We start from the raw sequence: 23,625 nt of genomic DNA on the forward strand, positions 1-23,625 counted from the left end.
GTTGGCGACGTTTGCCGGCATGGTCTTGGATTTAGGAGTGATGTTTCCCGGATGCTAGTGCCAAGCCGGGCCCGCTCCGGGTTTTTCCGTCATTTTTTCGTCTGGGGTTGCAAAAAAGCCCGGCTTTGCGCCGGGCTTTTCGCATATTTTACCGTCAGCCGGCTCAGGCCGACTTCTTCTTGTCGTCGTCTTCGTCGATTTCTTCGAAGTCGGCGTCGACCACGTCCGAATCCTTGGCGGCATCCGCCTTGGCGTCGGCTTCGGCCGCTTCCTTCTGCGAGGCCTCGTACATGGCCTGGCCGAGCTTCATCGAAGCTTCGGCGAGCGACTGCGACTTGGCCTCGATATCGGCCGCGTCGTCGCCTTCCGCGGCGCTCTTCAGCGCGGCGATGGCGTCGGCGATCGCGGCGCGGTCGGCCTCAGAGACCTTGTCGCCATACTCCTTGAGCGACTTCTCGGACGAATGCACCAGCGCTTCGGCCTGGTTGCGGGCCTCGACGAGACCGCGGCGCTTCTTGTCAGCCTCGGCATTGGCCTCGGCGTCCTTCACCATCTTCTCGATGTCGGTGTCGGACAGGCCGCCCGAAGCCTGGATGCGGATCTGGTGCTCCTTGCCGGTGCCCTTGTCCTTGGCCGAGACGTTGACGATGCCGTTGGCGTCGATGTCGAAGGTGACCTCGATCTGCGGCACGCCGCGCGGCGCCGGCGGAATGCCGACCAGGTCGAACTGGCCGAGCAGCTTGTTGTCGGCCGCCATTTCACGCTCGCCCTGGAAGACGCGGATCGTCACCGCCGACTGCGAATCCTCGGCGGTCGAGAAGGTCTGGCTCTTCTTGGTCGGGATCGTCGTGTTGCGCTCGATCAGCCGGGTGAACACGCCCCCCAGCGTCTCGATGCCCAGCGACAGGGGCGTCACGTCGAGCAGGAGCACGTCCTTGACGTCGCCCTGCAGCACGCCGGCCTGGATGGCGGCGCCGAGCGCGACGACCTCATCCGGGTTGACGCCCTTGTGCGGCTCCTTGCCGAAGAACTGCTTCACGATCTCCTGGATCTTGGGCATGCGGGTCATGCCGCCGACCAGGACCACTTCGTCGATCTCGGCAGCCTTCAGGCCGGCATCCTTGAGCGCCGCCTTGCAGGGCTCGATGGTGCGCTGGACGAGGTCGTCGACCAGCTGCTCGAACTTCGCCCGGGTCAGCTTCATCGTCAGGTGCTTCGGGCCGCTGGCGTCGGCGGTGATGAAGGGCAGGTTGATCTCGGTCTGCGTCGTCGACGACAGCTCGATCTTGGCCTTTTCCGCGGCCTCCTTGAGGCGCTGCAGGGCAAGCTTGTCGTTCTTCAGGTCGATACCCTGTTCCTTCTTGAACTCCGCCGCCAGGTACTCGACCAGGCGCATGTCGAAGTCCTCGCCGCCGAGGAAGGTGTCGCCGTTGGTCGACTTCACCTCGAACACGCCGTCGCCGATTTCGAGCACCGAAATATCGAAGGTGCCGCCGCCAAGGTCATAGACGGCGATGGTCTTGCCGTCCTTCTTCTCCAGGCCATAGGCAAGCGCTGCGGCCGTCGGCTCGTTGATGATGCGCAGCACTTCGAGGCCGGCGATCCTGCCGGCGTCCTTGGTCGCCTGGCGCTGGGCGTCGTTGAAATAGGCCGGAACGGTAATGACCGCCTTCTCGACCTTCTCGCCGAGATAGGCCTCCGCCGTTTCCTTCATCTTCTGCAGGATCATGGCCGAGATCTGGCTGGGCGACTGCTTCTTGCCGCCGGCCTCGACCCAGGCGTCGCCATTGTCGCCCTTGACGATCTTGTAGGGGACAAGCTTCTTGTCCTTCTCCGTCACCGGGTCGTCATAGCGGCGGCCGATCAGGCGCTTGACCGCGAAGATGGTGTTTTCCGGATTGGTGACCGCCTGGCGCTTGGCCGGCTGGCCAACGAGACGTTCGCCGTCATTCGAGATGGCGACGATGGAAGGCGTGGTGCGCGCGCCTTCAGCGTTCTCGATCACCTTGGGGTCCTTGCCATCCATGATGGCGATACAGGAATTGGTGGTGCCGAGATCGATACCGATAACTTTTGCCATTGTTCTAAGTCTCTCCTCTAAGCAGGCTCTCAGGACCCTTCAAAAGGCGTTCCGACGAAAGCCCCTGTTCACAAGAAATCCCGTCCCGGTCCCCGCTTTTCGGGGCCGGACGGCTTGGCGCGTATATAAGAACAGGCGACACAAGGCGCAAGCATTCAGCGCAAGCTGTCCATTGTCTCGATAGCGGCAGGGAGGCGACCCGCCGCGCTTTACGGCAGGATCGGCGGGAGATCGCCCTATCGCGTTGTTCCGGCTTGTTTTTTCAGAATCGATGCCGCTGGCGACGTGCAGGTCCGCCGTCGGACCGGGGCAGAGCATGCCCCGGCGGGCGTGACTTTCGGTCGCGAAAGGGCGGAAAATCGGCGCTGCCGCCACGGCTCCGGCGCCTGACGGCGAACCGCGGAGAGCATTCAACGCCTCGGCCAAAGCCCTGCCGGGCGTCTCGCCCGGCAGGGGATTCCAGGCTTAGAGCCCGTTGTCCTTGAGGATCTTGGCGGCGTTGTCCTTGGTGATCTTTTCCGTCGGCAGCGTGATGGTCTTTTCGACCTTCTCGCCGTTCAGGAACTTGATCGCCTGGCGCAGGCCCTCGGCGCCCGGCGTGACATAGGTGAAGGTCGCCGTCAGCTCGCCCTTGTTCACCATCTGCACGCCTTCGTTGGGCAGGCCGTCGATGCCGATGAACTTGATGTCCTTTTCGCGCCCAACGTCCTTGGCCGCGAGATAGGCGCCATAGGCCATCGGATCGTTGTGGCCGTAGACGAGATCGATCTTCTCGTTGGTCTTCAGCGCGTTGGCCATGATGTTGTAGGCCTGGTCCTGCTTCCAGTCGCCCGACTGCTGGTCGAGCAGATATTTGATGCCCGGCTCCTTGTCGGTGAATTCATGGAAGCCGTCATGGCGGTCATGCGCCGGCTGCGTGCCCATGCCGCCCCAGATCTCGACGACATTGCCGGCGGCCTTGCCCTTGCCGCCGAGAAGCTCGACGGCATATTCGCCCGCCGCCCGGCCGATCAGCGCGTTGTCGCCGCCGACGAACTGCGTGTAGTCCTTGGTGTCGACATTGCGGTCGAGCACGAAGACCGGAATCTTGGCGTCGATCGCCTGTTGCACGACCCCCGTGAGGCCCGCCGATTCCTTCGGCGACACCAGAAGCGCATCGACCTCCTGGCGGATCAGGTTCTCGACATCGGCGACCTGCTTTTCGGTCTTATCCTCGCCGTCGGTGATGATCAGCTCGACTTCCGGATGCTTGGCGGCTTCGGCGATGATGTCCTTGTTGAACTGGGCGCGCCACGGTTCGATGGTCGTCACCTGCGAGAAGCCGATCTTCCACTTCTTGTCCTGGGCAAAGGCATGGTTGCCGGAAAAGAGCGCGGTGGTCGTCAGAAGTGCCGCCGCGAAAGTGGCGAGCTTCAGCATATCACGTCGTGTCATGGTCCTGTTTCCTCCGGATTATAGAGACGAGGTCTCCTGTGACGGCCGCTTGGCTGCGGCCGTTTCCTTTTGCGCTGCACGTCCAGGCAGGCGCAGATAGCTTAGGATGTCGCCGGCATTGCGCTCCTGCACGAGCACGGTGCCGATGATGATCGCCCCCTTCAGCACCAGCTGAAGGTTCGAATTGATGTTGTGCAGCTGCAGGATGTTGGACAGCAGCCCGAAGATCAGCACGCCGCAGAAGGTGCCGATCAGGCTGCCGCGCCCGCCCATCAGGCTGGTGCCGCCGATGACCACTGCGGCGATGGCATCGAGCTCCAGCCCGGCGCCGGCATCCGGCTTGCCTTGCCGGTACTGCGCCACATAGAGCACCGCCGCGATGCCGGCGAGCAGGCCAGATACCGCATAGGTGGCGATCTTGACGCGCCCGGCGGCGATGCCGGAAAGCCGCGCCGCCTCCTCATTGCCGCCGATGGCGTAGACATAGCGGCCGAAGGGCGTGAAGCGCAGCACCGCACCGTAGATCACGATCGCGCCGAGGAAGAACAGGCCGGGCATCGGCACGACGCCGAACACCAGCGAGCGCAGGATCTCGAAGTCCTCGGTGGCGTTGGAACCTGTATAGACCGGCAGCACGGCATTGTTCTGGCCGGCGGTCAGCCGCGCGATGCCGAGCGCCGTCACCATCATCGCCAGCGTGACGATGAAGGGCTGCAGGCGGCCGGCGACGATGATGAAGCCGTTAATGGTGCCGAACAGAAGGCCGACGCAAGGCGCCACCAGCAGCACGCCGAGCACCCCGAACTTGGTCTCGACCTGCGGCAGCAGGTACCATAGCGAGAGGCAGCACAGGACCACGCCGACGACGCCCGGAATGACCAGCCCGCGCGTCTTGTCCAGCCGCGCCTCGCGGCCGGCATCCGCGCCGGCGCGGGATTTCTCGATGTTGAGCAGGATAAAGCGCGTGGCCAGCGCGCCGAGGCACAGAGCCACCAGCGCGACCGTCGGCACGCCGAGCGCCGCCGACGTCGTAACGCCCGGCACGGTCAGGAGCATGGCGCAGACGACCGAGCAGATCGCCATCAGCGAGCCGACGGAAAGATCGATGCCGCCGGTCAGGATCACCGCGGTCATGCCGGTTGCGATCAACCCGGTGGTCGACACCTGGCGCAGCACGTCGAGCAGGTTGCCGTAGGACAAGAAGATGTTGTTGCCCTTGGAGCTGATCGGCGAGCCGAACACGCCGATCAGGAAGATGGCGATCAGCCCCCAGTAAAGCTTGGTGCGGGAGACAAGGCTGATGAGGCTCATGCGGCAGGTCTCGCAGTGCGTCTTGGCGCGGCAAGCCGCATGATCACCTCTTCGCTGGCCTCTTCGCGGGACAGGATTCCGCGCTGGCGGCCTTCCGCCATGACCAGGATGCGGTCGGCCAGATGCAGAAGCTCGGGCAGTTCGGAGCTGATCACGGCGATCGCCAGCCCGTCGCCGGCCAGCTTGAAGATGAGGTCGTAGATTTCGCGCTTGGCGCCGACATCGATGCCGCGCGTCGGCTCGTCGAGCAAAAGCACGCGCGGCCGCGTCGCCAGCCACTTGCCGATCACCACCTTCTGCTGGTTGCCGCCCGACAGCGTGCCGGCGGCCTGCTCGATGCTTTCGCAGCGTATGCCGAGCGCGCTCACCGCGTCGCGTGCCAGGCCCTGCTCGCCCGAGCGCGAGCGCAAGCCGAAGCGCGCCAGCGCACCGACCAGCGGCAAGGCGACGTTGTCGGTGATCGAGGCCGTGAGATGCAGCCCTTGAGTCTTGCGGTCCTCGGTCACCAAAGCGATGCCCAGCCGCCGCGCCTCGCGCGGCGAGCCGATCTCGACCGGCGCGCCGTCGAGCCGGATCTCGCCCCCGGTGCGGCCGTCGCTGGAGCCGAAGATCGCTTCCAGGATTTCGGTGCGGCCGGAACCCAGCAGCCCGCCTATGCCGAGGATTTCGCCGGCCGAAAGGTCGAAGCTGACGCCCTCGATCGCCGCGCGCCAGCCATGCCGGTCGGGCTTCGACAGCGACAGGTCCCGAACCGAGAGTGCCACTTTGCCGCCCGGGTCGCGCTCGTGGTCGGACGAGGCCAGAAGGTCGCGCCCGACCATGGCCGAGATGATGGCGTCTTCGCTGAGCTCCGCCATGTCTTGCGTCAACACATGGCGTCCGTCGCGCAGCACCGTCACCCGGCTTGCCAGATGCATGACCTCGTCGATGCGATGCGAGATGTAGACGATCGCGACGCCGCTCGTCGCGAGTTGGCGGATGATGCGGAACAGCCTCTCGCATTCGGCCGGCGACAGCGCCGAGGTCGGCTCGTCCATGATCAGGATGCGCGCCGATTTCGACAGCGCCTTGGCGATCTCCACCAGCTGCTGCTCGCCGACCCTGAGCCGGCCGACGCGCGCTTCCGGATCGAGCTCGATGCCGAGCCGCTCAAGCAGCGCGCTGGCCGCACGGCTGCTCGCCTTGCGGTCGACGACCAGCCCGGCGATCAGCTTTTCTCGGCCGAGGAAGATGTTGTCGGCGACGCTGAGCTCGGGGACGACGTTGAGCTCCTGGTGGATGATGGCGATGCCGGCATCCTCGGCGCCGCGAACGCCGGCGAAATGGACCGATCGGCCGTCGACGGCCACGCTGCCTTCGTAATCCGTGTAGACGCCCGAGAGGATTTTCATCAGCGTCGATTTGCCGGCGCCGTTCTCGCCCATCAGCGCATGCACTTCGCCGGACCTCAGGTCCAGGCTCACGTCGGACAGGGCGGTGATGCCGCCAAATCGCTTGGAAATGCCGGTCGCGCTCAGAACGACGGTTGGACCGTCGGCCGCCACGTCTTCCGTCGTGATGGGGCCAGCGCGCTGCATGACAAAGGACGGCCTCCCTCCGTCGTCTTCGGCGGGTTGAACGCTAATCTAAACGTTTCGAACGTGTCAAGCGCCTATCTGTTCTTCTGAGGATTGACGCATTTCAATTCTTGCGAAAAATGCCGGGTTTTCGTAGGTTTAGCCAGATAAGGGCGACGAAACGTTTCGAAAATGACGGGCTCAGGACGGAAAAAACAGCGGAAATCCACGGCGCCGACCATGCTGCATGTCGCGGAGGCGGCGCGGGTGTCGGTGGCCACCGTTTCGGCATTGCTCAACGGCACCGCCACCGTCAGTCCCGAGCTCAGCCAGCGCATCGAGCAGGCGATCCGCGACATCGGCTACAAGCGCAACGCGATCGCTCGCAGCCTGAAGATGGGCACGACGCGGACCATCGGGCTCACCGTGCCGCACATCACCAACCCGTTCTTCACCGATGTCGTCTCGGTCATCCAGCAGGCATTCGACCGCGCCGGCTATGCCGTCATGCTGTGCTGCACGGACGAGGACCTGAACACGCAGGATGAGCAGATCCGCCTGCTGCTCGACCGCATGGTCGACGGGCTGATCGTGGCGCGCGTCGGCGACGGCGGCATTCTGAAGCGCATCGTTGAGGACGCCAATGTGCCGGTGGTGCTGCTCGACCGTTTGTGCGAAGGCGTCGACACCGACGCGGTGGTGCTGGACAACCGGCGCGCCGTGTTCGACGCCGTCACCTATCTGATCCATCTCGGCCACCGGCGCATCGGCTATATCACCGGCACCTCCGACATTTCCCCGATGCATGACCGCATGATCGGTTACCGCGAAGCGCTGCAGGCGGCCGGCCTGCCGGTGGCGGAGGAACTGGTGCGTTCCGGCAATTTCCATGAGATCGACGGCTACAACGCCACCATGCAGCTCTTGTCGCTGCACGACCGGCCAAGCGCGATCTTCTCGGCCAACAACCCGATGGTGATCGGCACTATGAAGGCGATCCGCGATATCGGCCTCTCCTGCCCCGAGGACATTTCGGTCGCCTGCTTCGACGATTTTCCATGGTCGGACGTGTTCGTGCCGCAGCTGACCACGGTGGCGCAGCCGGTGCAGGCGATCGGCGAACAGGCGGCGAACCTTCTGCTCGACCGGCTGGCCGGCAACCGCGACGCGCCGCCGCGCAAGCTGGTGCTGAAGGGCCGTCTGATGATCCGCAATTCCTGCCGGCCGCTGGGCGCGGTCGCGCAGAGCGTCAGCGCGTAGGTCCGAAGGCGCTCTTGCAAAGAAGCTGCAGCCTGGGGAGAATATGCCTGCCGCCGGTGATCACCCGCGTGCCCTGGCCGAGGACGGTCTTCGGATCCGCCTTGAGCACCGTGCCGCCGGCCTCCTCGACCAGCAGCATGCCGGCCATGCAATCCCAGGCGTTCATGTGCTCCTCGACATAGCCGAGCAGCCGGCCGGACGCCGCATAGGCAAGCATCAGCGCTCCGGAAGCATTGCGGTAGAAGACGCCGCCTTCGGCCATTATCAGGCTGATGAGCACGACGACATGTTCGGTCGCCGCCCGGTTGGAAAGCCCGGTGCCGACAGAGCCCTCGGAAAGCGACGCGGCATTGCTGGCCTTGATCGGCTTACCGTTGACGAAGGCACCGCCGCCGAGGCGGCCGTAGAACGTCTCGTCGGTCGAAGGTTCGTGGATGACGCCGACAACCGTTTCGCCATCCCTGGCGCAGGCGATCACCACGCACCAGGCGGGAATGCCGCGCACGAAATTGGCGGTGCCGTCGATCGGGTCGATCACCCAGACATGGCCGGTTGTTCCGGCCACCGCCGCATGCTCCTCGCCGACGATGCCGTCGTCCGGATAAGCCTCGGCGATCGCCGCGCGGATGAACAGCTCGACCTCGCGGTCAGCTTCGGAAACCAGGTCCTGATGGCCCTTGCTCTCGACGGTCAGATTGTCGAGGTCGCGAAAATACTTCAGCCCCAGCTCGCCGGCGCGCCGCGCCAGGTCGATGGCAAAATGCAGGCGGTCGTCGAGGTCATGGGTCACGGGAAACTCTTGGCTGAGAACGGGAGCCCGTGCCCTTAGCAGACCATTATGTCAGGCAAAAGCCGTGGTGCGATCACGCCGCCTTCGACATCGATTTGTGCACGTCGGCGAGAATGTCGTAGGAGCGGACGCGCGCCGCGTGGTCGAAGATCTGCGCCGTCACCATCAATTCGTCGGCGCCGGTGCGGCGTATGAAAGCGTCGATACCCTGGCGCACGGTCTCCGGTGATCCGACGACGGCGCAGGACAGCGCCTGGGCAAGCATGCTCTTCGCCATCGGGTCGAGATCGCGGTCGTAATTCTCGACCGGCGGCGGCAATTGTCCGGGCCGGCCGCTGCGCAGATTGACGAAAGCCTGCTGCAGCGAGCTGAACAGCAGCTTCGCCTCGGCATCCGTCGGCGCGGCAGAGACGTTGAGGCCGAGCATGACATAGGGCTTGTCGAGCTCAGCCGACGGCTGGAACCGCGTGCGATAAACCTCCAACGCATGGTCGAGATCGGCCGGCGCGAAATGCGAGGCGAAAGCATAGGGCAGGCCAAGCAATGCGGCGAGCTGCGCGCCATAGAGGCTGGAACCGAGGATCCAGACCGGCACCGTCTGGCCTTCGCCGGGCACGGCACGGATGCGCTGGCCTTCCTCGGCCGGCTGGAAATAGCCCATCAGCTCGACCACGTCCTGCGGGAAGTTGTCGGCGGACTCCATATTGCGGCGCAGCGCCCTGGCGGTGAGCATATCGGTGCCCGGCGCGCGACCGAGGCCGAGGTCGATGCGGCCGGGAAAGAGCGCCGCCAGCGTGCCGAACTGCTCGGCGATCACCAGCGGCGCGTGGTTGGGCAGCATGATGCCGCCGGCGCCGACGCGGATCGTCTTGGTGCCGCCGGCGACATGCGCGATCACGACGGATGTCGCGGCGCTGGCGATGCCCGGCATGTTGTGATGCTCAGCCAGCCAGTAGCGCCTGTAGCCCAGCCGCTCGGCCTGGCGGGCAAGGTCGAGCGAATTGGCAAGCGACTGCGAGGCGGTGCTGCCTTGCGTGATCGGCGACAGGTCGAGAACCGAAAGGTCCGTCATTGTTCAGGTCTCCACGATGCGTTTTTCCCGCAGTCTCGCCTCGAAGGCGGCGCGGTCGGGAATGACGATGGCGAGCTGGTTCTCCAGCACGTCGGCGAGCTCGGTAGCCGTCGCGATCTCGCGCTGCTCGCTGCGGCCGCCGGCATGATGCGTCGACAGCCGGTTGTTGCGCAGCGCGTAGCGCCGGTCGGGCAAAGCGAGCGCGGTCACCAGCGTCGACAGGAAATGCGAGCTCGGATGCGTCGAGAGGAAATGGCTGGCGACGCGGTAGTCGACCTCATAGGCCTGGCTCATGTCGAAGCGGTAGAGCGTGCGCCAGTCACCGCCGACAGTGGCATCGCCGATATTGGCCTGCAGGCGGAAATGGTCGCCGGACTCGACGACACGGAAGGTCTCATGCGGCGTCTGTTGCTCCAGGTCTGGCTCGAGCAGCAGCGGTGCCGTCAGCGTCAGGCCGCCGAAGCCGACATCGGCGACGTAGGTGCGGCCGCCAAGCTCGATGCGCAGCAGCATATGGCTGCGCGCGGTAATAGTGTCCTCCGGCTGGCCCCAGAGCACGCGCGCCGCCAGCCCGCTGACCGTGAAGCCCAGCGCGTCAAGCGCATGCATGAAGATCAGATTGTGCTCGAAGCAATAGCCGCCGCGGCCCTGGCCAAAAATCTTATCCTGCAGCGAGGCGACGTCCAGCCCGACCGAAACGCCCATCAAGGGGTCGATGTTCTCGAACGGGATCGCCTGCGGGTGGGCGGCGTGCAGCGCCTGCAGCGTGGCCAACGAAGCGTCGGTCGGACCGCCGTAGCCGATGCGGGCGAAATAGCCATCGAGATCGAAGTCGCTCATTAAGGGCAGGTCCGGCTTGACCGGTCCGATATAGGCACTGGTCATCGGTGTCGCAAACAATGGGCGAGGTTTGAGATTGGGCCAGCGTTCAGGATTTGTGATTGTTTTCGGCGGGCTCTTCCTCGATGGCCATGGACTGCTGCGCCGCCAGGAAATTGCCGACGGGGCTCAGGCTTTCGAAATGGTCGCATAGAACCTTGATGACGACCAGCAGCGGCACCGCCATCAGCGCGCCGACGAAGCCCCACAACCATGACCAGAAGGCGATGGCGATGAAGATCGCCACCGCGTTGATCTCGAGGCGCCGCCCGACCACCATCGGCGTCACGAACTGGCCTTCGACGATATCGCACAAGATAACGAAGGCCGGCGCCAGCAGCGCATACGCTATGGTGTCGAAGCTGATCAGTGCGATGACGGCAACGAGCAGCACGGTCATCAGCGCGCCGACATAGGGCAGGAAATTGAGCAGTGCCGCCGCGACGCCCCAGACCAGCGGATTGGGCATGCCGAGCCCCCACAGGCCCAGCCCGATCACCGTGCCGAGGCCGGCATTGATGAGGGAGACGGTAAGCAGATAGTGCGAGATCTCGCGCTCGACGTCATAGACGACGCGCAACGCCCGCTTCTTCTGGGTCATGCTGGTGAAGGACTGGACGATCTTCTCGTAGAACAGCGTGCCCGAGGCGAGCAGGAACAGCGACAGCACGAAGACGATGGTGATCGAGGTGCCGGCCTCGAGGATGTTGCCGGCGGCCGTGGACAGGATGCCGGACGGCGCCACCGCGACGCGCTGCACGCCGGGCTCCTGCGAGGTCTCGGTCAGCGCTTCCAGCTGATGCGCGAGATCCATCATCCGTTCGAGCGGTCGCTTGAAGGGAGCCAGCCGTTCGGTGAGCTGCTGGCCGATCGAATAGCTGTTGTTGATCAGGTCGATGATCGGGCCGCTGAGCAGGTAGCCCGCGGCGGCGAAGATGAAGATGGAAAGCAGCACCAGCAGCGTTGCCGAAACCACCTCCGGAATGCCGCGCTTGCGCAGGAAGCGCACGATCGGCGTCAGCGTCAGCGCCAGCAGGAAGGCAAGCATCACCGGCATGAAGAAGGCACGGGCAAAGTAGAGGGCGGCGGCCGTCATCAGGATGAAGATCCCGATCACCAGCGACCGCATCAGACGCATATCCGCCCAGGCATCGGCGCGCGGATCAGGGCTTTCGGCAACGCTTGCGCCCGAAGCGATCTGTTCGGCTTTCATCGGTTCCCCTAGAGCAATTCCAGGAAAAGTGTGAGCGGTTTTCCGTCCGGAATTGCGTCAAAACAAGGTGCAATCGACGGGAAAACGTGCCTGCCGCGCCAAGGTTCCGTTAGCTGGCGATCATGGAAGGGCCTCTGTCCCAGTCGCCGTCAGGCGACCGGCGCTGCTATCGCCTTTGCCGTTTCCTTGCGCACGATCGGTGCCACTTTGGTCCCGTAGAGCTCGATCGCTTTCATGATCTTGGCATGCGGCATGGTTCCGATCGCCATCTGCAGGAGGAAGCGGTCGTTATTGAAGATCTTGTGCTGGGCGACGATCTTTTCCGCCACTTGTTCAGGATTGCCAACGAAGAGCGCGCCGTTCGGGGCGCGCGCCTGATCGAAATGCGCCCGAGATGTCGGGCCCCAGCCACGTTCGCGGCCGATGCGGTTCATCACCTCGGCCTGCGGTCCGTAGAAATCGTCGGCCGCCTGCTCGGTCGTCTCGGCAATGAAGCCATGCACGTTGATGCTGGTGGCGAGCGAGCCCGGATCGGTGCCCGCGCGGCGCGCGGCCTCGCGATAGATATCGAACAGCGGCGCGAATCGTGCCGGCTCGCCGCCGATGATGGCTAAAGCCAATGGCAGGCCGAGCACGCCGGCGCGGGCGGCGGATTGCGGCGTGCCGCCGATGGCGATCCAGACCGGCAGCTTTTCCTGCAGCGGACGCGGGTAGACGCCGCGGCCGTTGATCGGCGCGCGCAGCTTGCCCTGCCACGTCACCTTCACCTGATCGCGGATGGTGAGCAAAAGGTCGAGCTTCTCGGCGAAGAGCTCGTCATAGTCCTCGAGATTGTAGCCGAACAGCGGGAAGGATTCGATGAAGGAGCCGCGTCCGGCCATGATCTCGGCGCGACCGTTGGACAGAAGGTCGAGCGTCGCGAATTGCTGGAAGACGCGCACCGGATCGTCGGAGGAAAGCACGGTGACCGCGCTGGTAAGGCGGATGCGCTTCGTGCGCTCGGCCGCCGCGGCCAGCGCCACGACCGGCGCCGAGGCGGCATAATCGGGGCGATGATGCTCGCCGAGGCCGAACACGTCGAGGCCGACCTGGTCGGCCAGCTCGATTTCCTCGATGAGGTTGCGCAGCCGCTCATGCGGGCCGATGGCGCCGGGACCCGGCTCCGGGCTGACATCGGCGAAAGTGTAGAGACCGAGTTCCATGTTGCTGTCCTGCGCTGTCGTATGGGATTGGGTTTTCGGCGCTAGAGGTAGCGATCGGCCCTGCCGCCCGCCAGTGGCACGGATTGTGAACAGTGCATCGCGATGCCGAGCCGTATCCTTGCGGCAACAGCGCAGATTTTCATGGCTGGCATACCGTTTTGGCGCTTGAACTCGGCGCTTTCGCGCGTATGTAAGCGTCGCGAATAGACTGCAGGGAAGTGCACTTGGCTATCTACAGGGAAAAAGACATTTTCGAGCGGCGCAATGCCGCGAACGAGGCAAAGAAGGCGCTGCTCGAGCGCTTCAAGGCAAAGCCGGCGGCGGATGATCCCGTTGTGCTGGCGCGCCAGGCCGAACGCAAGGCAATCCTCGATGCCCGCGCAATCCGCGAAGCGGAGAAGGCCAGGCTGAAGCAGGAAAAGCTGGCGCGCGAAGCCGCAGAGAAGGCCGAGCGCGAAGCCGCCGCCGAAGCGGCGCGTATCGCCGCGGAAGAGGCTGCTGCTGCCGAGGCCAAAATCCGCGAGGCCGAGGAAGCTGAGCGCATCGCGTTCGAGCTTGCCGACGAGGCCGCGCGCAAGGCCAAGCGTGACGCACGCTACGCCGCCCGCAAGGCGCGCGTCGGCCGGACGCCACCGGGCTTCTCGGCCCGCTAAGTTCGGGTTTGCTGGACAAGTAAGTCAGGGTCGCCGAAAGCGGCCCTGAACGCGTTTGTATTCAGGCCACCAGCTTCAGCCCGACGATGCCGCAGACGATCAGGCCGATACAGGCAAGCCTGACGACGGTCGCCGGTTCGCCGAGCAGCCAGATGCCGAGCAGTGCCGTGCCGACGGTGCCGATGCCCGTCCACACCGCATAGGCCGTGCCGACAGGCAGCGCCTTCAGCGCCAGGCCGAGCAGGCCGAGGCTGACGATCATCGAGGCGATGGTGAGAAGGGTCGGCAGCGGCTTGGAAAAGCCGTCGGTATATTTGAGGCCGATCGCCCAGCCGATCTCGAACAGGCCGGCGAAGAAAAGAAAAATCCAGGACATCGAAAACACTCCGTCGCTCCGGCATCGGGCTGGATGCTCGGTGTGGCGGGTCGTCCCGGCCGGTTTTTCGGGGAAACGAGGTCGTCCTCGCCTCTTCGATATAGGATGCCCGGCCCGCCGATCAACAAAATACCGGCAGCATTGTCATGCCGCCGGTTCAAAGCTGCATCGAGCCGGATCGACCGAACGCGGCCGCTTACTTTTCCTTGATGCGCATCGCCTTGACCGGCGGCGCCTTCGGAGCCGGAGCCGCGGCGGGCTTCTTGGCGTCCTTCTTCGGCTTGCGGGCTTCCTTGCCCGCCTTCATCGCACCTTTAGCCATGATTCGCTCCTCCGATTGTGGACGCGCGAGTGAAACAAGAGAAACGGCGGACCGCAAGAGGTCGCACCTCGCTTGCGAGGCCGGCCGGCCGGATGTCAACCGATTTCCCGACGCCACGCCCGTCAAGCGCGCCGCGATGGCTTGAACTTCCGATTGCCTGGCGCATTGTCTGTGACGCTTCGCCCAGGCGAGCCTCCAGGCTATGCATGTCGCCCAGAAGTGTGCAGCGGTTCTGGGACAACGACATGCATCAAGGAGACTTAAAGCGCGTCGACTGAATCCGTTTCAGCGCGACGCGCTTTAGGGCGCGTCGGGAGATCGGATGGCAGGACATAGCGGGTCGAAACGGGTGATCTATGCCGCGCTCGCCGGCAATCTGGCGATCGCGCTCACCAAATTCGCGGCGGCGGCCTTCACCGGCTCGTCCGCCATGCTGTCGGAAGGCGTGCATTCGCTGGTCGACACAGGCAATGGCGGGCTCCTGCTCTATGGCATGCGCCGCGCCGCGCGGCCGCCCGACAGTACACATCCGCTCGGCCACGGGCGTGAGCTCTATTTCTGGAGCTTTATCGTCGCGCTTCTGGTGTTCGCGCTCGGCGCCGGCGTCTCCTTCTACGAAGGCGTCATCCACATCATGGCACCGGAACCGGTCGTCAACACCAAGGTCAACTACATCGTGCTCGGTCTGTCCTTCCTGTTCGAGGGCAGCTCCTGGCTGGTGGCGCTGAGGGAGTTTCGCCAGCAGAAGGGCAGGCAGGGCTGGCTGCAGGCCGTGCAATCGAGCAAGGATCCGAGCGTCTACACCGTGCTGTTCGAGGACAGCGCCGCATTGCTCGGCCTCATCGTCGCCTTCGCCGGCATCTTGTCGGCGCAACTTCTGGAAATGCCCGAACTCGACGGCGTCGGCTCGATCGGCATCGCCGTCATCCTCGGCGCGACGGCGATCTTCCTGGCGCGCGAGAGCAAGGGCCTGCTGCTCGGCGAGCCTGCGTCGCCCGAGGTCCAGCGCAAGGTTCTGGCGATCGTCCAGGAGGATCCGGCCGTCCAGCGCGCGAACGGCATATTGAGCGTCCATATCGGGCCCGAGGAGATCGTCGCGGGCCTCAGCATTGAATTCGAGGACCATCTCACCGCGCCGGAGATCGAAGCCTGCGTCGAACGCCTGGAGGCGCGGCTGAAAAAGGACATGCCGCAAATCTCCAGGCTCTTCGTCAAGCCGCAAACGACTGGCACATGGGAGCAGCGGCGCAAGGCTATCGCCGAGGCTTCGGAGGAGAGTTAGGTTCAACTGAACACAACGAACTTCGTAAGGAGGAAGGCCGATGAAGATCGACGGCGGCTGCCATTGCGGCGCGATCACCTATGAGGCGGAGGTCGACCCTGAAAAGACCTCGATCTGCCACTGCACCGACTGCCAGCAGCTGACCGGCACTGCTTTCCGCGTCTCGGTGCGGGTGCCGCAGGAGGATTACCGCATCACCAGGGGCGAGCCGAAGGTCTATATCAAGACCGGATCGAGCGGCGCAAAACGGGCGCAGGGTTTCTGCGGCGATTGCGGCTCGCATCTCTATGCGACCTCGGTCGGCGACGGGCCGAAAGTCTACGGCATCCGGGTCGGCACGGCGCGCCAGCGCGACCAGTTGGTGCCGAGGACGCAATACTGGCACCGCTCGGCGCTGCACTGGCTGCCCGAGTTCGAGGGCACAAGGATCGTCGAGGAGCAGTAGGGACTTAGTCGCCGTCCTCGACGACCCTGAGCCGCAACTGGCCCGTCTTGGAGTCCGCCACGCGCGCGCCAGCCTCCGCCTTGGCTGGGCCACCGTTCGCCGCCTCGGCTTCGCCCTCCGCGAATTCCAGCGCTTCGATCTTCTGGCCGCGCTTGGTGACTTTCGATGTCGACACCAGAATGTCGTCGATGTCCCGCGCCGCCTGGCCGAAATGCGTCTGCAGCCGGCGCACCCGCTCATCGACCCTACCCACGTCCTCCATCAGCCGGATGACCTCGCCCTGGATCAGATGCGCTTGCTCGCGCATTCGCGCGTCCTTGAGGATCGCCTGGATGACCTGGATCGACAGCATCAGCAGCGAGGGTGAGACGATGACGACGCGGGCGCGATGCGCCTTTTGCACCACGGCCTCGAAATTCTCGTGGATCTCGGCGAACACCGATTCCGAGGGCACGAACATGAAGGCGGTGTCCTGCGTCTCGCCCTGCAACAGGTATTTTTCCGCGATATCGCGGATATGCACCTCGATGTCGCGCCGGAACGCCTGCGCCGCCGCCTTCTGCATGTCGGCGCCCTCGGCGGCGCGGATGGCGTTCCAGGCTTCCAGCGGGAATTTCGCGTCGATGGCCAGCATCGGCGCGCCATTCGGCATCCGCACCAGGCAATCGGGGCGGCTGCCGTTGGAGAGGCTGGCCTGGAATTCATAAGCGCCGTGCGGCAGGCCGTCGGCGACGATCGCTTCCATGCGCGACTGGCCGAAGGCGCCACGCGTCTGCTTGTTGGAGAGGATCGCCTGCAATTGCACGACCTGGCCGGCCAAAGACTGGATGTTGCCTTGCGCGGTGTCGATCACCGCCAGCCGCTCTTGCAGCTTGGCCAGGCTTTCATGCGTCGACTTGGTCTGCTCAGCCATCGTCTGGCCAAGGCGGCCGGTCATGGCGTCGAGCCGCTGCCCGAGCGATTGGGTGAGCTCGGCCTGCCTGGCGCCGAACACGTCGGCGATCGCACCCATGCGCCCATGCATCTCGGCCTGCGCCTGCAGGACGTCGGCTATGCGCGCCTCGGTGTCGCGGGCATGGTCAGCGGCTTCCGCCGCGGCGACCGCGCGCGCCTTGCCCGCCCGCCACAAGGCGATGGCCAGCGCCACAAACAGCGCCAGCAACAGCATTGCGCCGAAACCCAGCGCCTGGCCGAGCGTGATCGTGGTGGCGCCGAGGCGCGCGACCGGTTGCGAAAGGATGGAGGTCATGTCGTTCATGGGAGGCAGCATAACCGATTCGGCCGCGTGGCACAGATCAAAACGTGAACAGGACGATTGCCCACCGGTTGACGCTTTTCCAACGACGTCTTAGGTGAGACGCCATGTCGATCAAGCCGCTCATCATCCTTCCCGATCCCATCCTGCGCCAGGTTTCCAAGCCGGTCGAGCGCGTCGACGGCGACCTGCGCAAGCTCGCCGACGACATGCTGGAGACCATGTATGACGCGCCGGGCATCGGCCTCGCGGCGATCCAGGTCGGCGAGCCGCGGCGGCTGCTGGTCATCGACCTCGCCAAGGAAGGCGAGCCGCCTCAGCCGCATGTCTTCATCAATCCGGAAATCCTCGAAAGCGCCGACCAGTGTTCGGTCTATGAGGAAGGCTGCCTGTCGATCCCCGACTATTATGCCGAGGTCGAGCGCCCGGCCTCCGTGCGGGTGAAATATCTCGACCGCGACGGCAAATTGCAGGAGATGCAGGCGGAAGGCCTGATGGCCACCTGCCTGCAGCACGAGATCGACCATCTCAACGGCGTGCTGTTCATCGACCACATTTCGAAGCTGAAGCGCGACATGGTGGTGCGCAAGTTCAAGAAGCTCGCCAAGGACAAGGTGCCGGGCAAGATGGTGGGCTAAGGGCCGTTTCGGCCGCGCGAGCACCTGAGCCTACCGCAAGACAGGGATCGCAGGACCTCATGCCGCTTCGCGTCATCTTCATGGGCACGCCGGATTTTTCCGTGCCGACCTTGCGCGCCATCGCCGAGGCCGGCCACGAGATCGTGGCTGTCTACACGCAGCCGCCGCGCGCCGCCGGCCGGCGCGGGCTGGAACTGACGCCTTCGCCGGTGCAGCGCGAGGCCGAGCGGCTGGGGCTCGAGGTGCGAACCCCGGCATCGCTGAAAAGCCAGGCCGAGCAACAGGCCTTCGCTGACCTGCAGGCCGATGTCGCGGTCGTCGTCGCCTATGGCCTGCTCCTGCCGAAAGCAGTCCTGGAGGCGACAAGGCTCGGCTGTCTGAACGGCCATGCCTCGCTTTTGCCACGCTGGCGTGGTGCTGCTCCCATCCAGCGCGCCATCATGGCCGGCGATACCGAAACCGGCATGATGATCATGAAGATGGAAGAGGGCTTGGACACCGGGCCGGTGGCAATGGTTGAAAAATGCGCCATCGCACCCGATATGACGGCCGGCGAATTACACGACCGCCTGATGGCTCAAGGCGCTTCGCTGATGGTTGAGGCGCTCGCGCAGTTGGGGATAAATTGTCTGACATTTACCCCGCAGGCGACGGAAGGGGTGACCTACGCCCGAAAGATCGATAAATCGGAGACGCGCGTAGATTGGACGCGGCCTTCTGGCGAAGTCCACAATCACATTCGCGGCCTCTCGCCCTTTCCGGGTGCGTGGTGCGAGGTCGAAATTGGCGGCCGCATGGAGCGGCTGAAACTGCTTCGCTCGACGCTCTCGGATGGCGTCGGCGAGTCGGGAGGAATTCTCGATGACCGGCTGACGGTCGCCTGCGGGACAGGCGCGGTCAGGCTGGTCGAAGTTCAACGGGCGGGCGGAAAGCCCGCCGCCGCGCAGGAGTTTTTGCGCGGAGCCAAGATCGAAAAAGGAACGAAACTCACATGAGCATGATGTCGATACGCGCGGCGACGCCGCGGGATCGCGAGGCGATCCGCCTCGTCGAAGAGCATGCCTTTGGCCAGCAGGCGGAAGCCGGCCTGGTCGACGCGCTGGTCACCGGCGGCGACGCCGTTGTCGAGCTGGTGGCGGAGGAAGACGGCCAGGTCGTCGGCCACATCCTGTTTTCCAGGCTTTACGTGCAGAATGGCGGCAAGCGTTTCGCCGCCGTCGCGCTGGCGCCGCTTGCGGTCGAACCGTCGTTTCATGGCACCGGCATCGGCGGCGCGCTGATCCGCGAGGCGCATGTCCGCCTCAAGGAAGCCGGCGAGACGCTTGCCGTGGTTCTGGGCGATCCGGTCTATTACGGCCGCTTCGGCTACACCCATGCCCGCGCCGGCAAGTTCGAGAGCGAATATCAGGGTGAGGCGCTGCAGGCTTTGGCCTGGGGCGAAGCGCCGGAGACCGGCAAGCTGGTCTACGCTACCGCTTTCACAGCGCTCGCCGCCTAGGCGAGCGCCGATCAACCGCAGAACATGCCGCGTTTTCGGCTCGATATCGAATATGACGGCAGCCAGTTCGCCGGCTGGCAGCATCAGGCCGACCAGCCCTCGGTGCAGCAGGCGATCGAGCAGGCGATCGGAAAGTTCTGCGGTGAAGACGTAAGGATACGTGCCGCCGGCCGCACCGATGCCGGCGTGCACGCCACCGCGCAGGTCGCCCATGTCGACCTGGCCCGGGACTGGCCGGGCGACAAGGTGCGCGACGCCGTGAACGCGCATCTGCAGGCGGCCGGCGCGCGCGTCGCCATCCTCAAGGCGGGCGTCGTCGCCGACGGCTTCGACGCGCGCTTTTCCGCCACCGGCCGCCACTATCTCTACCGCATCCTCAACCGCCGGGCGCCGTCGGCGCTGGAGAAGGGCAAGGTCTGGTGGGTTCCGAAGCGCCTCGATGCCGAGGCCATGCACGAGGCGGCCAAGGTGCTGCTCGGCCGGCATGACTTCACCACCTTCCGCTCCACCCAGTGCCAGGCCGAAAGCCCGGTCCGCACGCTTGCGCAGCTGGATGTGGGTCGTGTCGGCGACCTGATCGAGGTTCGCACCTCGGCGCGCTCCTTCCTGCACAACCAGGTGCGCTCGATGGTCGGCTCCTTGCGGCGCATCGGCGACGGCTCCTGGGGCGCCGCCGATCTCAAGGCGGCGCTCGAAGCGCGCGACCGCGCCGCCTGCGGCCAGGTAGCGCCGCCGGACGGGTTGTTTCTCGTCGGGGTGGATTATCCAGAAGACGTATGACGGGCTGCGTCGATCAGCCGGCTGTGTTCTTCACGGTTTCTTCTGCGAATGGGTCTCACGGCGTTTGCGCGCCCGTTCGGCCATTTCCTCCGGCGAAATGCCTTTGCCAGGGGCTGCTTTCCACGCATCATAGGTCGGAGCGACCTCCTCGCGCAGCCAACGCTCCACAGCGGCATCCCGTTCTTGCAGGGCGCGAAGCCCCGCGCGGATGACTTCGCTGCTGGTTGCATAGGTGCCCGAACGGACGAGATGATCGATGAAGGCGGCTTGCTCCGCCGGCAGGCTGAAGGTGCGTTTTTCGGTAGCGGACATGGGTTAGCGCTCCGCGAGAATAGTAGTATGAAATTATCATACTCTTCTGGCTCAGAGATGGAAAGACGCCCTCAGCCGGGCAGGATCAGCCCGTCGTGACGTCCGGGAAGTCGATGCCGAGCAGCGCCTGCAGGCCGAACAGGACGAGCAGCGAGGCGATGAACATGCCGACAAAGACGGCGGTGCCCACGGCGGCGCCCTTGCCGATCGATGCGTTGGTCATGCGCCAGGTCAGCACCATCGACAGCGCGAACAAAAGCAGTGACACCGGGCTGCTGATCTCGCTGGTGGAGGGCAGGAAGAGCCTGAGCAGCGCCGAGGGCAGCATCAGCCAGGCGATGATCGCCGAGGCCCAGTTGGACGCGACGACATAGTGGACGAAGCGGCCGCCGATGCCGGCGCGCGGCGCCACCAGCGCCAGCGCCACCAGCGGCAGCACCCAGGAGCCGATATCGACGGTCGCCAGTCGGATCAGCATGCCGAGGCGCCCGGCGAAGGCATTGGGGTCGCCGATCTCGTTGGCGATCCCGACCCAGCCGACGATCAGCGCCGGCGCCGCCACGACGATGGCGAAGAAGGAATTCCAGAAACCGTCGGCCGAAAGGTCGAGCAGGCGCAAGCCGTCGGCCTTGCCGAACATCAGCCGCCAGGCGCCGGCCAGCGAAGCATAGGTTTCGTCCGCCGAAAGCATGGTCACGAAAGGCCTTGTCCGAACCAGTCTTCGATGAAGCGTTCGTAGATTTGCGTCAGCGTCTCGAGGTCGGCGAGCGCGACGCGCTCGTCCACCATGTGCATGGTCTTGCCGACCAGCCCGAACTCGACCACCGGGCAATAATCCTTGATGAAGCGCGCGTCCGACGTGCCGCCGGAGGTGGAGAGCGCCGGCGTCTTGCCGACCACCGCCTTGACCGAGCTGCTCAGCGTGTCGATCAGCTTGTCGTCGCGGGTGAGGAAGACATGGCTCGGCCGGTCGCGCCAGACGAGCTCATAGTCGACCGGCGTCTTCTTGCCCGGCCGGTATTTCTTGCGCCGGGCCGCCTGGTCGAGGCGGTTGTGGATCTCGGCCTGCACCGATTCCGCGTCCCAGGTGTCGTTGAAGCGGATGTTGAAGGTCGCCGTCGCCTTGGCCGGGATGACATTGGTCGCCGGGTTGCCGACATCGATCGACGTCACTTCGAGATTGGTCGGCTGGAAATCCTTCGTTCCCTTGTCGAACACCGGATGCAGCAGCGCATCGACCAGGCTGATCAGCCCGCGCACCGGGTTGTCGGCAAGATGCGGATAGGCGGCATGGCCCTGGCGTCCGTTGACGATCACGCTGCCCGACAGCGAGCCGCGCCGGCCGGTCTTGATCATGTCGCCGAGCGCATCGGGGTTGGTCGGCTCGCCGACGATCGAGGCGTCCCATTTCTCGCCCCGGGCCGCCGCCCAATCGAGCAGCTTGGTGGTGCCGTTGATCGCCGGTCCCTCCTCGTCGCCGGTGATCAGCAGGGAGACCGAGCCTTTCGGACCGCCATTCTTCGCGACATGGCGCGCCACCGCGGCGACGAAGCAGGCGATGCCGCCCTTCATGTCGACGGCGCCGCGGCCATACATCTGGCCATCGGCGATTTCGGCGGCGAAGGGCGGATGCGTCCAGGCCGCCTCGTCGCCCACCGGCACGACGTCGGTATGGCCTGCAAACATCAGATGCGGACCGTTGCCGGAGCGCCGGGCATAGAGGTTTTCGATGTCCGGCGTGCCGTCTTCCGCGAAGATTGGGCGTTCGACCGAGAAGCCCAGCGGCTTCAGCATATCCTTCAGCGCTGCAAGCGCGCCGCCTTCGGCGGGCGTCACGGAAGGGCAGCGGATCAGGGCGGCGAGATTCGCGGCGGGGTCGGTAGGCAATGTCATGGGCAAAGCGATAGTCGAAAGCGTTTGTCGTGTCACGGTGGCAGATGATCGCCGGTCATGCCGCCGACAATATGGTTTTCATGAGGTATAAATGCATGTCGCCCAGAAGTGTGCAGCGGCTCTGGGAGAAATAGCAAGTTGCGGATCAGGCGAGGGCGAATGCATGGCCAGTGAAGCAAGCACCATCGCGATTGCCGGCGCCGGCAGCATCGGCTGCTATGTCGGCGGTTGCATGGCGCTGGCCGGACGCAAGATTGTTTTCCTCGGTCGCGGCCGCATCGTCGAGGCCATGCGCCAGGACGGTCTCCGCGTCAGCGATCTCGATGGCCGCGACCGCCGCGTCGAGGCGAAAGCGATTTCGGCCACCGACGATCCGGCGACCGCTTTGCGCGAGGCGGACGTCGTGCTGGTGACGGTGAAGAGCGGCGGGACCGAGGAGATGGCCAGGCTGATCGCCGCCCACGGGCGACCGGATGCCGTGGTGGTCAGCCTGCAGAACGGCGTCGACAATGCTGACAGGCTGCGCGCCGCGCTTCCCGGCCGGCGGGTGCTGACGGGCATGGTGATGTTCAACGTCGTCCAGTCGCCGGACGGCGAGGTACCGTTCCGCGTGCATCGCGCCAGCCAGGGCGAGGTCATGATCGATGTCGGCGTCGCCGGCCTCGTCGAATTGCTCAATGTCGACGGGCTTGCCGTCGAGGCGCGCGCCGACATGAAAGCGGTGCAGTGGAGCAAACTGCTGATGAACCTCAACAATGCGCTGGTGGCGCTTTCCGATCTGCCGCTGGCGAGGCAACTGGCCGATCGCCGCTGGCGCGGCATCCTCGCTGCCCAGATCGACGAGGCGCTCGCCGCGATGAAGGCGGCGGGCATAGTGCCGGCGCGCATCGCCAGCCTGCCGCCGGCGCTGCTGCCGAAAGTGCTGCGGCTGCCCGACTGGCTGTTCGGGCTTCTCGCGCGCCGCATGCTGGCGATCGACCCCGAAGCGCGCTCGTCGATGTGGGACGATCTGAAGCGCGGCCGTACGACCGAGATCGACGAGTTGCAGGGGGCGGTGATCCGCCTGGCGAAGCAAGCCGGCACCCTGACGCCGGTCAACGAACGCGTCACCACGCTGGTGCGTCAGGCCGAAACGGAAAAGCGCGGGCCGCCGGGCCTTGGGCCCGACGCGGTCAGCGCAATTCCAGGAAAAGTGTGAGCGTTTAGGTTCGGCGACTTCGCCGTAACCTTCCGTCTGGAATTGCGCAAAAAAGAAAGGATAGAGCGGTTCGCCGTTTCCGTGAAACGGTGAAACGCTCTAGGCTGTAGTGACAATTTAACGGCTTGGGATTCCCATCGCGAGGCAAATCAGATTCAAGGCTGACTTTTGGAGGT

Annotated in this window: 24 protein-coding genes; 9 read left to right on the forward strand and 15 right to left on the reverse strand. The window is 64.9% G+C overall.

Annotated features, from left to right (window positions below):
- Positions 1–163: 163 nt before the first annotated feature.
- The 4 genes from dnaK to KVT37_RS28660 form a co-directional block, all read right to left on the reverse strand.
- Positions 164–2,080: a molecular chaperone DnaK gene (gene dnaK, locus KVT37_RS28645; RefSeq protein WP_217578375.1), complete on the reverse strand. Its 1,917-nt coding sequence runs from the start codon at positions 2,078–2,080 to the stop codon at positions 164–166.
- 465 nt (positions 2,081–2,545) lie between these two features.
- Positions 2,546–3,514 carry a substrate-binding domain-containing protein gene (locus tag KVT37_RS28650; RefSeq protein ID WP_217578376.1) on the reverse strand — a complete coding sequence of 323 codons (969 nt, stop codon included), beginning with the start codon at positions 3,512–3,514 and terminating at the stop codon, positions 2,546–2,548.
- Between the two features lie 18 nt (positions 3,515–3,532).
- On the reverse strand, positions 3,533–4,825 hold the full coding sequence (locus tag KVT37_RS28655; RefSeq protein WP_217578377.1) for an ABC transporter permease: 1,293 nt from the start codon (positions 4,823–4,825) through the stop codon (positions 3,533–3,535).
- Positions 4,822–6,402, reverse strand: coding sequence for a sugar ABC transporter ATP-binding protein (locus KVT37_RS28660; RefSeq protein WP_217578378.1), 1,581 nt, complete (start codon positions 6,400–6,402; stop codon positions 4,822–4,824). The genes KVT37_RS28655 and KVT37_RS28660 overlap by 4 nt, the downstream gene beginning before the upstream one ends.
- Positions 6,403–6,621: 219 nt before the next feature.
- On the opposite strand from KVT37_RS28660, the gene KVT37_RS28665 reads away from it, so the two are divergent.
- The gene (locus KVT37_RS28665; protein ID WP_217578379.1) at positions 6,622–7,641 is read left to right on the forward strand and encodes a LacI family DNA-binding transcriptional regulator; all 1,020 of its coding nucleotides are present in this window, start codon (positions 6,622–6,624) and stop codon (positions 7,639–7,641) included.
- On the opposite strand, the gene KVT37_RS28670 is transcribed toward KVT37_RS28665, so the two are convergent.
- The 5 genes from KVT37_RS28670 to KVT37_RS28690 all read right to left on the reverse strand — a co-directional run bounded on the left by KVT37_RS28670 (position 7,631) and on the right by KVT37_RS28690 (position 12,797).
- Positions 7,631–8,431, reverse strand: a complete 801-nt coding sequence (locus KVT37_RS28670; RefSeq protein ID WP_217578380.1) for an inositol monophosphatase family protein — start codon at positions 8,429–8,431, stop codon at positions 7,631–7,633. The genes KVT37_RS28665 and KVT37_RS28670 overlap by 11 nt on opposite strands.
- 73 nt (positions 8,432–8,504) lie before the next feature.
- Entirely contained in the window at positions 8,505–9,503 is a 999-nt protein-coding gene (locus tag KVT37_RS28675; protein ID WP_217578381.1) for an LLM class flavin-dependent oxidoreductase, read from the reverse strand.
- 3 nt (positions 9,504–9,506) lie between these two features.
- Positions 9,507–10,388, reverse strand: a complete 882-nt coding sequence (locus tag KVT37_RS28680; RefSeq protein WP_254634319.1) for an arylamine N-acetyltransferase — start codon at positions 10,386–10,388, stop codon at positions 9,507–9,509.
- A 43-nt stretch (positions 10,389–10,431) separates the two neighbouring features.
- Positions 10,432–11,595: an AI-2E family transporter gene (locus KVT37_RS28685; RefSeq protein ID WP_217578382.1), complete on the reverse strand. Its 1,164-nt coding sequence runs from the start codon at positions 11,593–11,595 to the stop codon at positions 10,432–10,434.
- 149 nt (positions 11,596–11,744) lie between these two features.
- A complete protein-coding gene (locus KVT37_RS28690) occupies positions 11,745–12,797 on the reverse strand; it encodes an LLM class flavin-dependent oxidoreductase (protein WP_217578383.1) in 1,053 nt (350 codons plus the stop codon).
- Between the two features lie 224 nt (positions 12,798–13,021).
- Between KVT37_RS28690 and KVT37_RS28695 the strand changes: the two genes are divergently transcribed.
- Complete coding sequence (locus KVT37_RS28695) at positions 13,022–13,450, forward strand: DUF6481 family protein (protein ID WP_217578384.1); 429 nt, start codon at positions 13,022–13,024, stop codon at positions 13,448–13,450.
- 61 nt (positions 13,451–13,511) lie between these two features.
- Here KVT37_RS28695 and sugE read toward each other — a convergent pair whose 3' ends face one another.
- Entirely contained in the window at positions 13,512–13,826 is a 315-nt protein-coding gene (gene sugE / locus KVT37_RS28700; protein WP_217578385.1) for a quaternary ammonium compound efflux SMR transporter SugE, read from the reverse strand.
- 196 nt (positions 13,827–14,022) lie between these two features.
- Positions 14,023–14,148 carry a hypothetical protein gene (locus KVT37_RS33870; RefSeq protein ID WP_095819016.1) on the reverse strand — a complete coding sequence of 42 codons (126 nt, stop codon included), beginning with the start codon at positions 14,146–14,148 and terminating at the stop codon, positions 14,023–14,025.
- A 322-nt stretch (positions 14,149–14,470) separates the two neighbouring features.
- On the opposite strand from KVT37_RS33870, the gene KVT37_RS28705 reads away from it, so the two are divergent.
- Positions 14,471–15,430 carry a cation diffusion facilitator family transporter gene (locus tag KVT37_RS28705; protein ID WP_217578386.1) on the forward strand — a complete coding sequence of 320 codons (960 nt, stop codon included), beginning with the start codon at positions 14,471–14,473 and terminating at the stop codon, positions 15,428–15,430.
- Positions 15,431–15,470: 40 nt separating this feature from the next.
- The gene (locus KVT37_RS28710) at positions 15,471–15,875 is read left to right on the forward strand and encodes a GFA family protein (RefSeq protein ID WP_217578387.1); all 405 of its coding nucleotides are present in this window, start codon (positions 15,471–15,473) and stop codon (positions 15,873–15,875) included.
- A gap of 4 nt (positions 15,876–15,879) precedes the next feature.
- On the opposite strand, the gene KVT37_RS28715 is transcribed toward KVT37_RS28710, so the two are convergent.
- Entirely contained in the window at positions 15,880–17,133 is a 1,254-nt protein-coding gene (locus tag KVT37_RS28715) for a DNA recombination protein RmuC (RefSeq protein WP_217578388.1), read from the reverse strand.
- A 104-nt stretch (positions 17,134–17,237) separates the two neighbouring features.
- Between KVT37_RS28715 and def the strand changes: the two genes are divergently transcribed.
- The 4 genes from def to truA are packed head-to-tail and all read left to right on the forward strand — an operon-like array spanning position 17,238 to position 20,046.
- The gene (gene def / locus KVT37_RS28720; protein ID WP_217578389.1) at positions 17,238–17,768 is read left to right on the forward strand and encodes a peptide deformylase; all 531 of its coding nucleotides are present in this window, start codon (positions 17,238–17,240) and stop codon (positions 17,766–17,768) included.
- Between the two features lie 59 nt (positions 17,769–17,827).
- Positions 17,828–18,763: a methionyl-tRNA formyltransferase gene (gene fmt / locus KVT37_RS28725; RefSeq protein ID WP_217578390.1), complete on the forward strand. Its 936-nt coding sequence runs from the start codon at positions 17,828–17,830 to the stop codon at positions 18,761–18,763.
- Positions 18,760–19,266 carry a GNAT family N-acetyltransferase gene (locus KVT37_RS28730; RefSeq protein ID WP_217578391.1) on the forward strand — a complete coding sequence of 169 codons (507 nt, stop codon included), beginning with the start codon at positions 18,760–18,762 and terminating at the stop codon, positions 19,264–19,266. The genes fmt and KVT37_RS28730 overlap by 4 nt, the downstream gene beginning before the upstream one ends.
- A 24-nt stretch (positions 19,267–19,290) precedes the next feature.
- Positions 19,291–20,046, forward strand: a complete 756-nt coding sequence (truA, locus tag KVT37_RS28735; RefSeq protein ID WP_217578392.1) for a tRNA pseudouridine(38-40) synthase TruA — start codon at positions 19,291–19,293, stop codon at positions 20,044–20,046.
- A gap of 30 nt (positions 20,047–20,076) precedes the next feature.
- On the opposite strand, the gene KVT37_RS28740 is transcribed toward truA, so the two are convergent.
- The 3 genes from KVT37_RS28740 to dapE all read right to left on the reverse strand — a co-directional run bounded on the left by KVT37_RS28740 (position 20,077) and on the right by dapE (position 22,251).
- The gene (locus KVT37_RS28740) at positions 20,077–20,358 is read right to left on the reverse strand and encodes a type II toxin-antitoxin system ParD family antitoxin (RefSeq protein WP_217578393.1); all 282 of its coding nucleotides are present in this window, start codon (positions 20,356–20,358) and stop codon (positions 20,077–20,079) included.
- A gap of 85 nt (positions 20,359–20,443) precedes the next feature.
- Positions 20,444–21,049 (reverse strand): transporter, encoded by a 606-nt coding sequence (locus KVT37_RS28745; RefSeq protein WP_217578402.1) that lies wholly within the window; start codon positions 21,047–21,049, stop codon positions 20,444–20,446.
- A 2-nt stretch (positions 21,050–21,051) separates the two neighbouring features.
- Complete coding sequence (gene dapE, locus KVT37_RS28750) at positions 21,052–22,251, reverse strand: succinyl-diaminopimelate desuccinylase (RefSeq protein WP_217578394.1); 1,200 nt, start codon at positions 22,249–22,251, stop codon at positions 21,052–21,054.
- A gap of 163 nt (positions 22,252–22,414) precedes the next feature.
- Here dapE and KVT37_RS28755 point away from each other — a divergent pair, with 163 nt between their 5' ends.
- The gene (locus KVT37_RS28755; protein ID WP_217578395.1) at positions 22,415–23,449 is read left to right on the forward strand and encodes a 2-dehydropantoate 2-reductase; all 1,035 of its coding nucleotides are present in this window, start codon (positions 22,415–22,417) and stop codon (positions 23,447–23,449) included.
- Positions 23,450–23,625 lie beyond the last annotated feature (176 nt).

Source organism: Mesorhizobium sp. GbtcB19 (assembly GCF_019091085.1).
Taxonomy (GTDB): Bacteria; Pseudomonadota; Alphaproteobacteria; order Rhizobiales; family Rhizobiaceae; genus Mesorhizobium.

Bases quoted from the DNA above. Each gene is read 5' to 3' on its own strand.
- dnaK (WP_217578375.1), bottom strand. From the start codon at position 2,080: ATGGCAAAAGTTATCGGTATCGATCTCGGCACCACCAATTCCTGTATC.
- KVT37_RS28650 (WP_217578376.1), bottom strand. From the start codon at position 3,514: ATGACACGACGTGATATGCTGAAGCTCGCCACTTTCGCGGCGGCACTT.
- KVT37_RS28655 (WP_217578377.1), bottom strand. From the start codon at position 4,825: ATGAGCCTCATCAGCCTTGTCTCCCGCACCAAGCTTTACTGGGGGCTG.
- KVT37_RS28660 (WP_217578378.1), bottom strand. From the start codon at position 6,402: ATGCAGCGCGCTGGCCCCATCACGACGGAAGACGTGGCGGCCGACGGT.
- KVT37_RS28665 (WP_217578379.1), top strand. From the start codon at position 6,622: ATGCTGCATGTCGCGGAGGCGGCGCGGGTGTCGGTGGCCACCGTTTCG.
- KVT37_RS28675 (WP_217578381.1), bottom strand. From the start codon at position 9,503: ATGACGGACCTTTCGGTTCTCGACCTGTCGCCGATCACGCAAGGCAGC.
- KVT37_RS28680 (WP_254634319.1), bottom strand. From the start codon at position 10,388: ATGACCAGTGCCTATATCGGACCGGTCAAGCCGGACCTGCCCTTAATG.
- KVT37_RS28685 (WP_217578382.1), bottom strand. From the start codon at position 11,595: ATGAAAGCCGAACAGATCGCTTCGGGCGCAAGCGTTGCCGAAAGCCCT.
- KVT37_RS28690 (WP_217578383.1), bottom strand. From the start codon at position 12,797: ATGGAACTCGGTCTCTACACTTTCGCCGATGTCAGCCCGGAGCCGGGT.
- sugE (WP_217578385.1), bottom strand. From the start codon at position 13,826: ATGTCCTGGATTTTTCTTTTCTTCGCCGGCCTGTTCGAGATCGGCTGG.
- KVT37_RS33870 (WP_095819016.1), bottom strand. From the start codon at position 14,148: ATGGCTAAAGGTGCGATGAAGGCGGGCAAGGAAGCCCGCAAGCCGAAG.
- KVT37_RS28705 (WP_217578386.1), top strand. From the start codon at position 14,471: ATGGCAGGACATAGCGGGTCGAAACGGGTGATCTATGCCGCGCTCGCC.
- KVT37_RS28710 (WP_217578387.1), top strand. From the start codon at position 15,471: ATGAAGATCGACGGCGGCTGCCATTGCGGCGCGATCACCTATGAGGCG.
- KVT37_RS28715 (WP_217578388.1), bottom strand. From the start codon at position 17,133: ATGAACGACATGACCTCCATCCTTTCGCAACCGGTCGCGCGCCTCGGC.
- def (WP_217578389.1), top strand. From the start codon at position 17,238: ATGTCGATCAAGCCGCTCATCATCCTTCCCGATCCCATCCTGCGCCAG.
- fmt (WP_217578390.1), top strand. From the start codon at position 17,828: ATGCCGCTTCGCGTCATCTTCATGGGCACGCCGGATTTTTCCGTGCCG.
- KVT37_RS28730 (WP_217578391.1), top strand. From the start codon at position 18,760: ATGAGCATGATGTCGATACGCGCGGCGACGCCGCGGGATCGCGAGGCG.
- truA (WP_217578392.1), top strand. From the start codon at position 19,291: ATGCCGCGTTTTCGGCTCGATATCGAATATGACGGCAGCCAGTTCGCC.
- KVT37_RS28740 (WP_217578393.1), bottom strand. From the start codon at position 20,358: ATGTCCGCTACCGAAAAACGCACCTTCAGCCTGCCGGCGGAGCAAGCC.
- KVT37_RS28745 (WP_217578402.1), bottom strand. From the start codon at position 21,049: ATGCTTTCGGCGGACGAAACCTATGCTTCGCTGGCCGGCGCCTGGCGG.
- dapE (WP_217578394.1), bottom strand. From the start codon at position 22,251: ATGACATTGCCTACCGACCCCGCCGCGAATCTCGCCGCCCTGATCCGC.
- KVT37_RS28755 (WP_217578395.1), top strand. From the start codon at position 22,415: ATGGCCAGTGAAGCAAGCACCATCGCGATTGCCGGCGCCGGCAGCATC.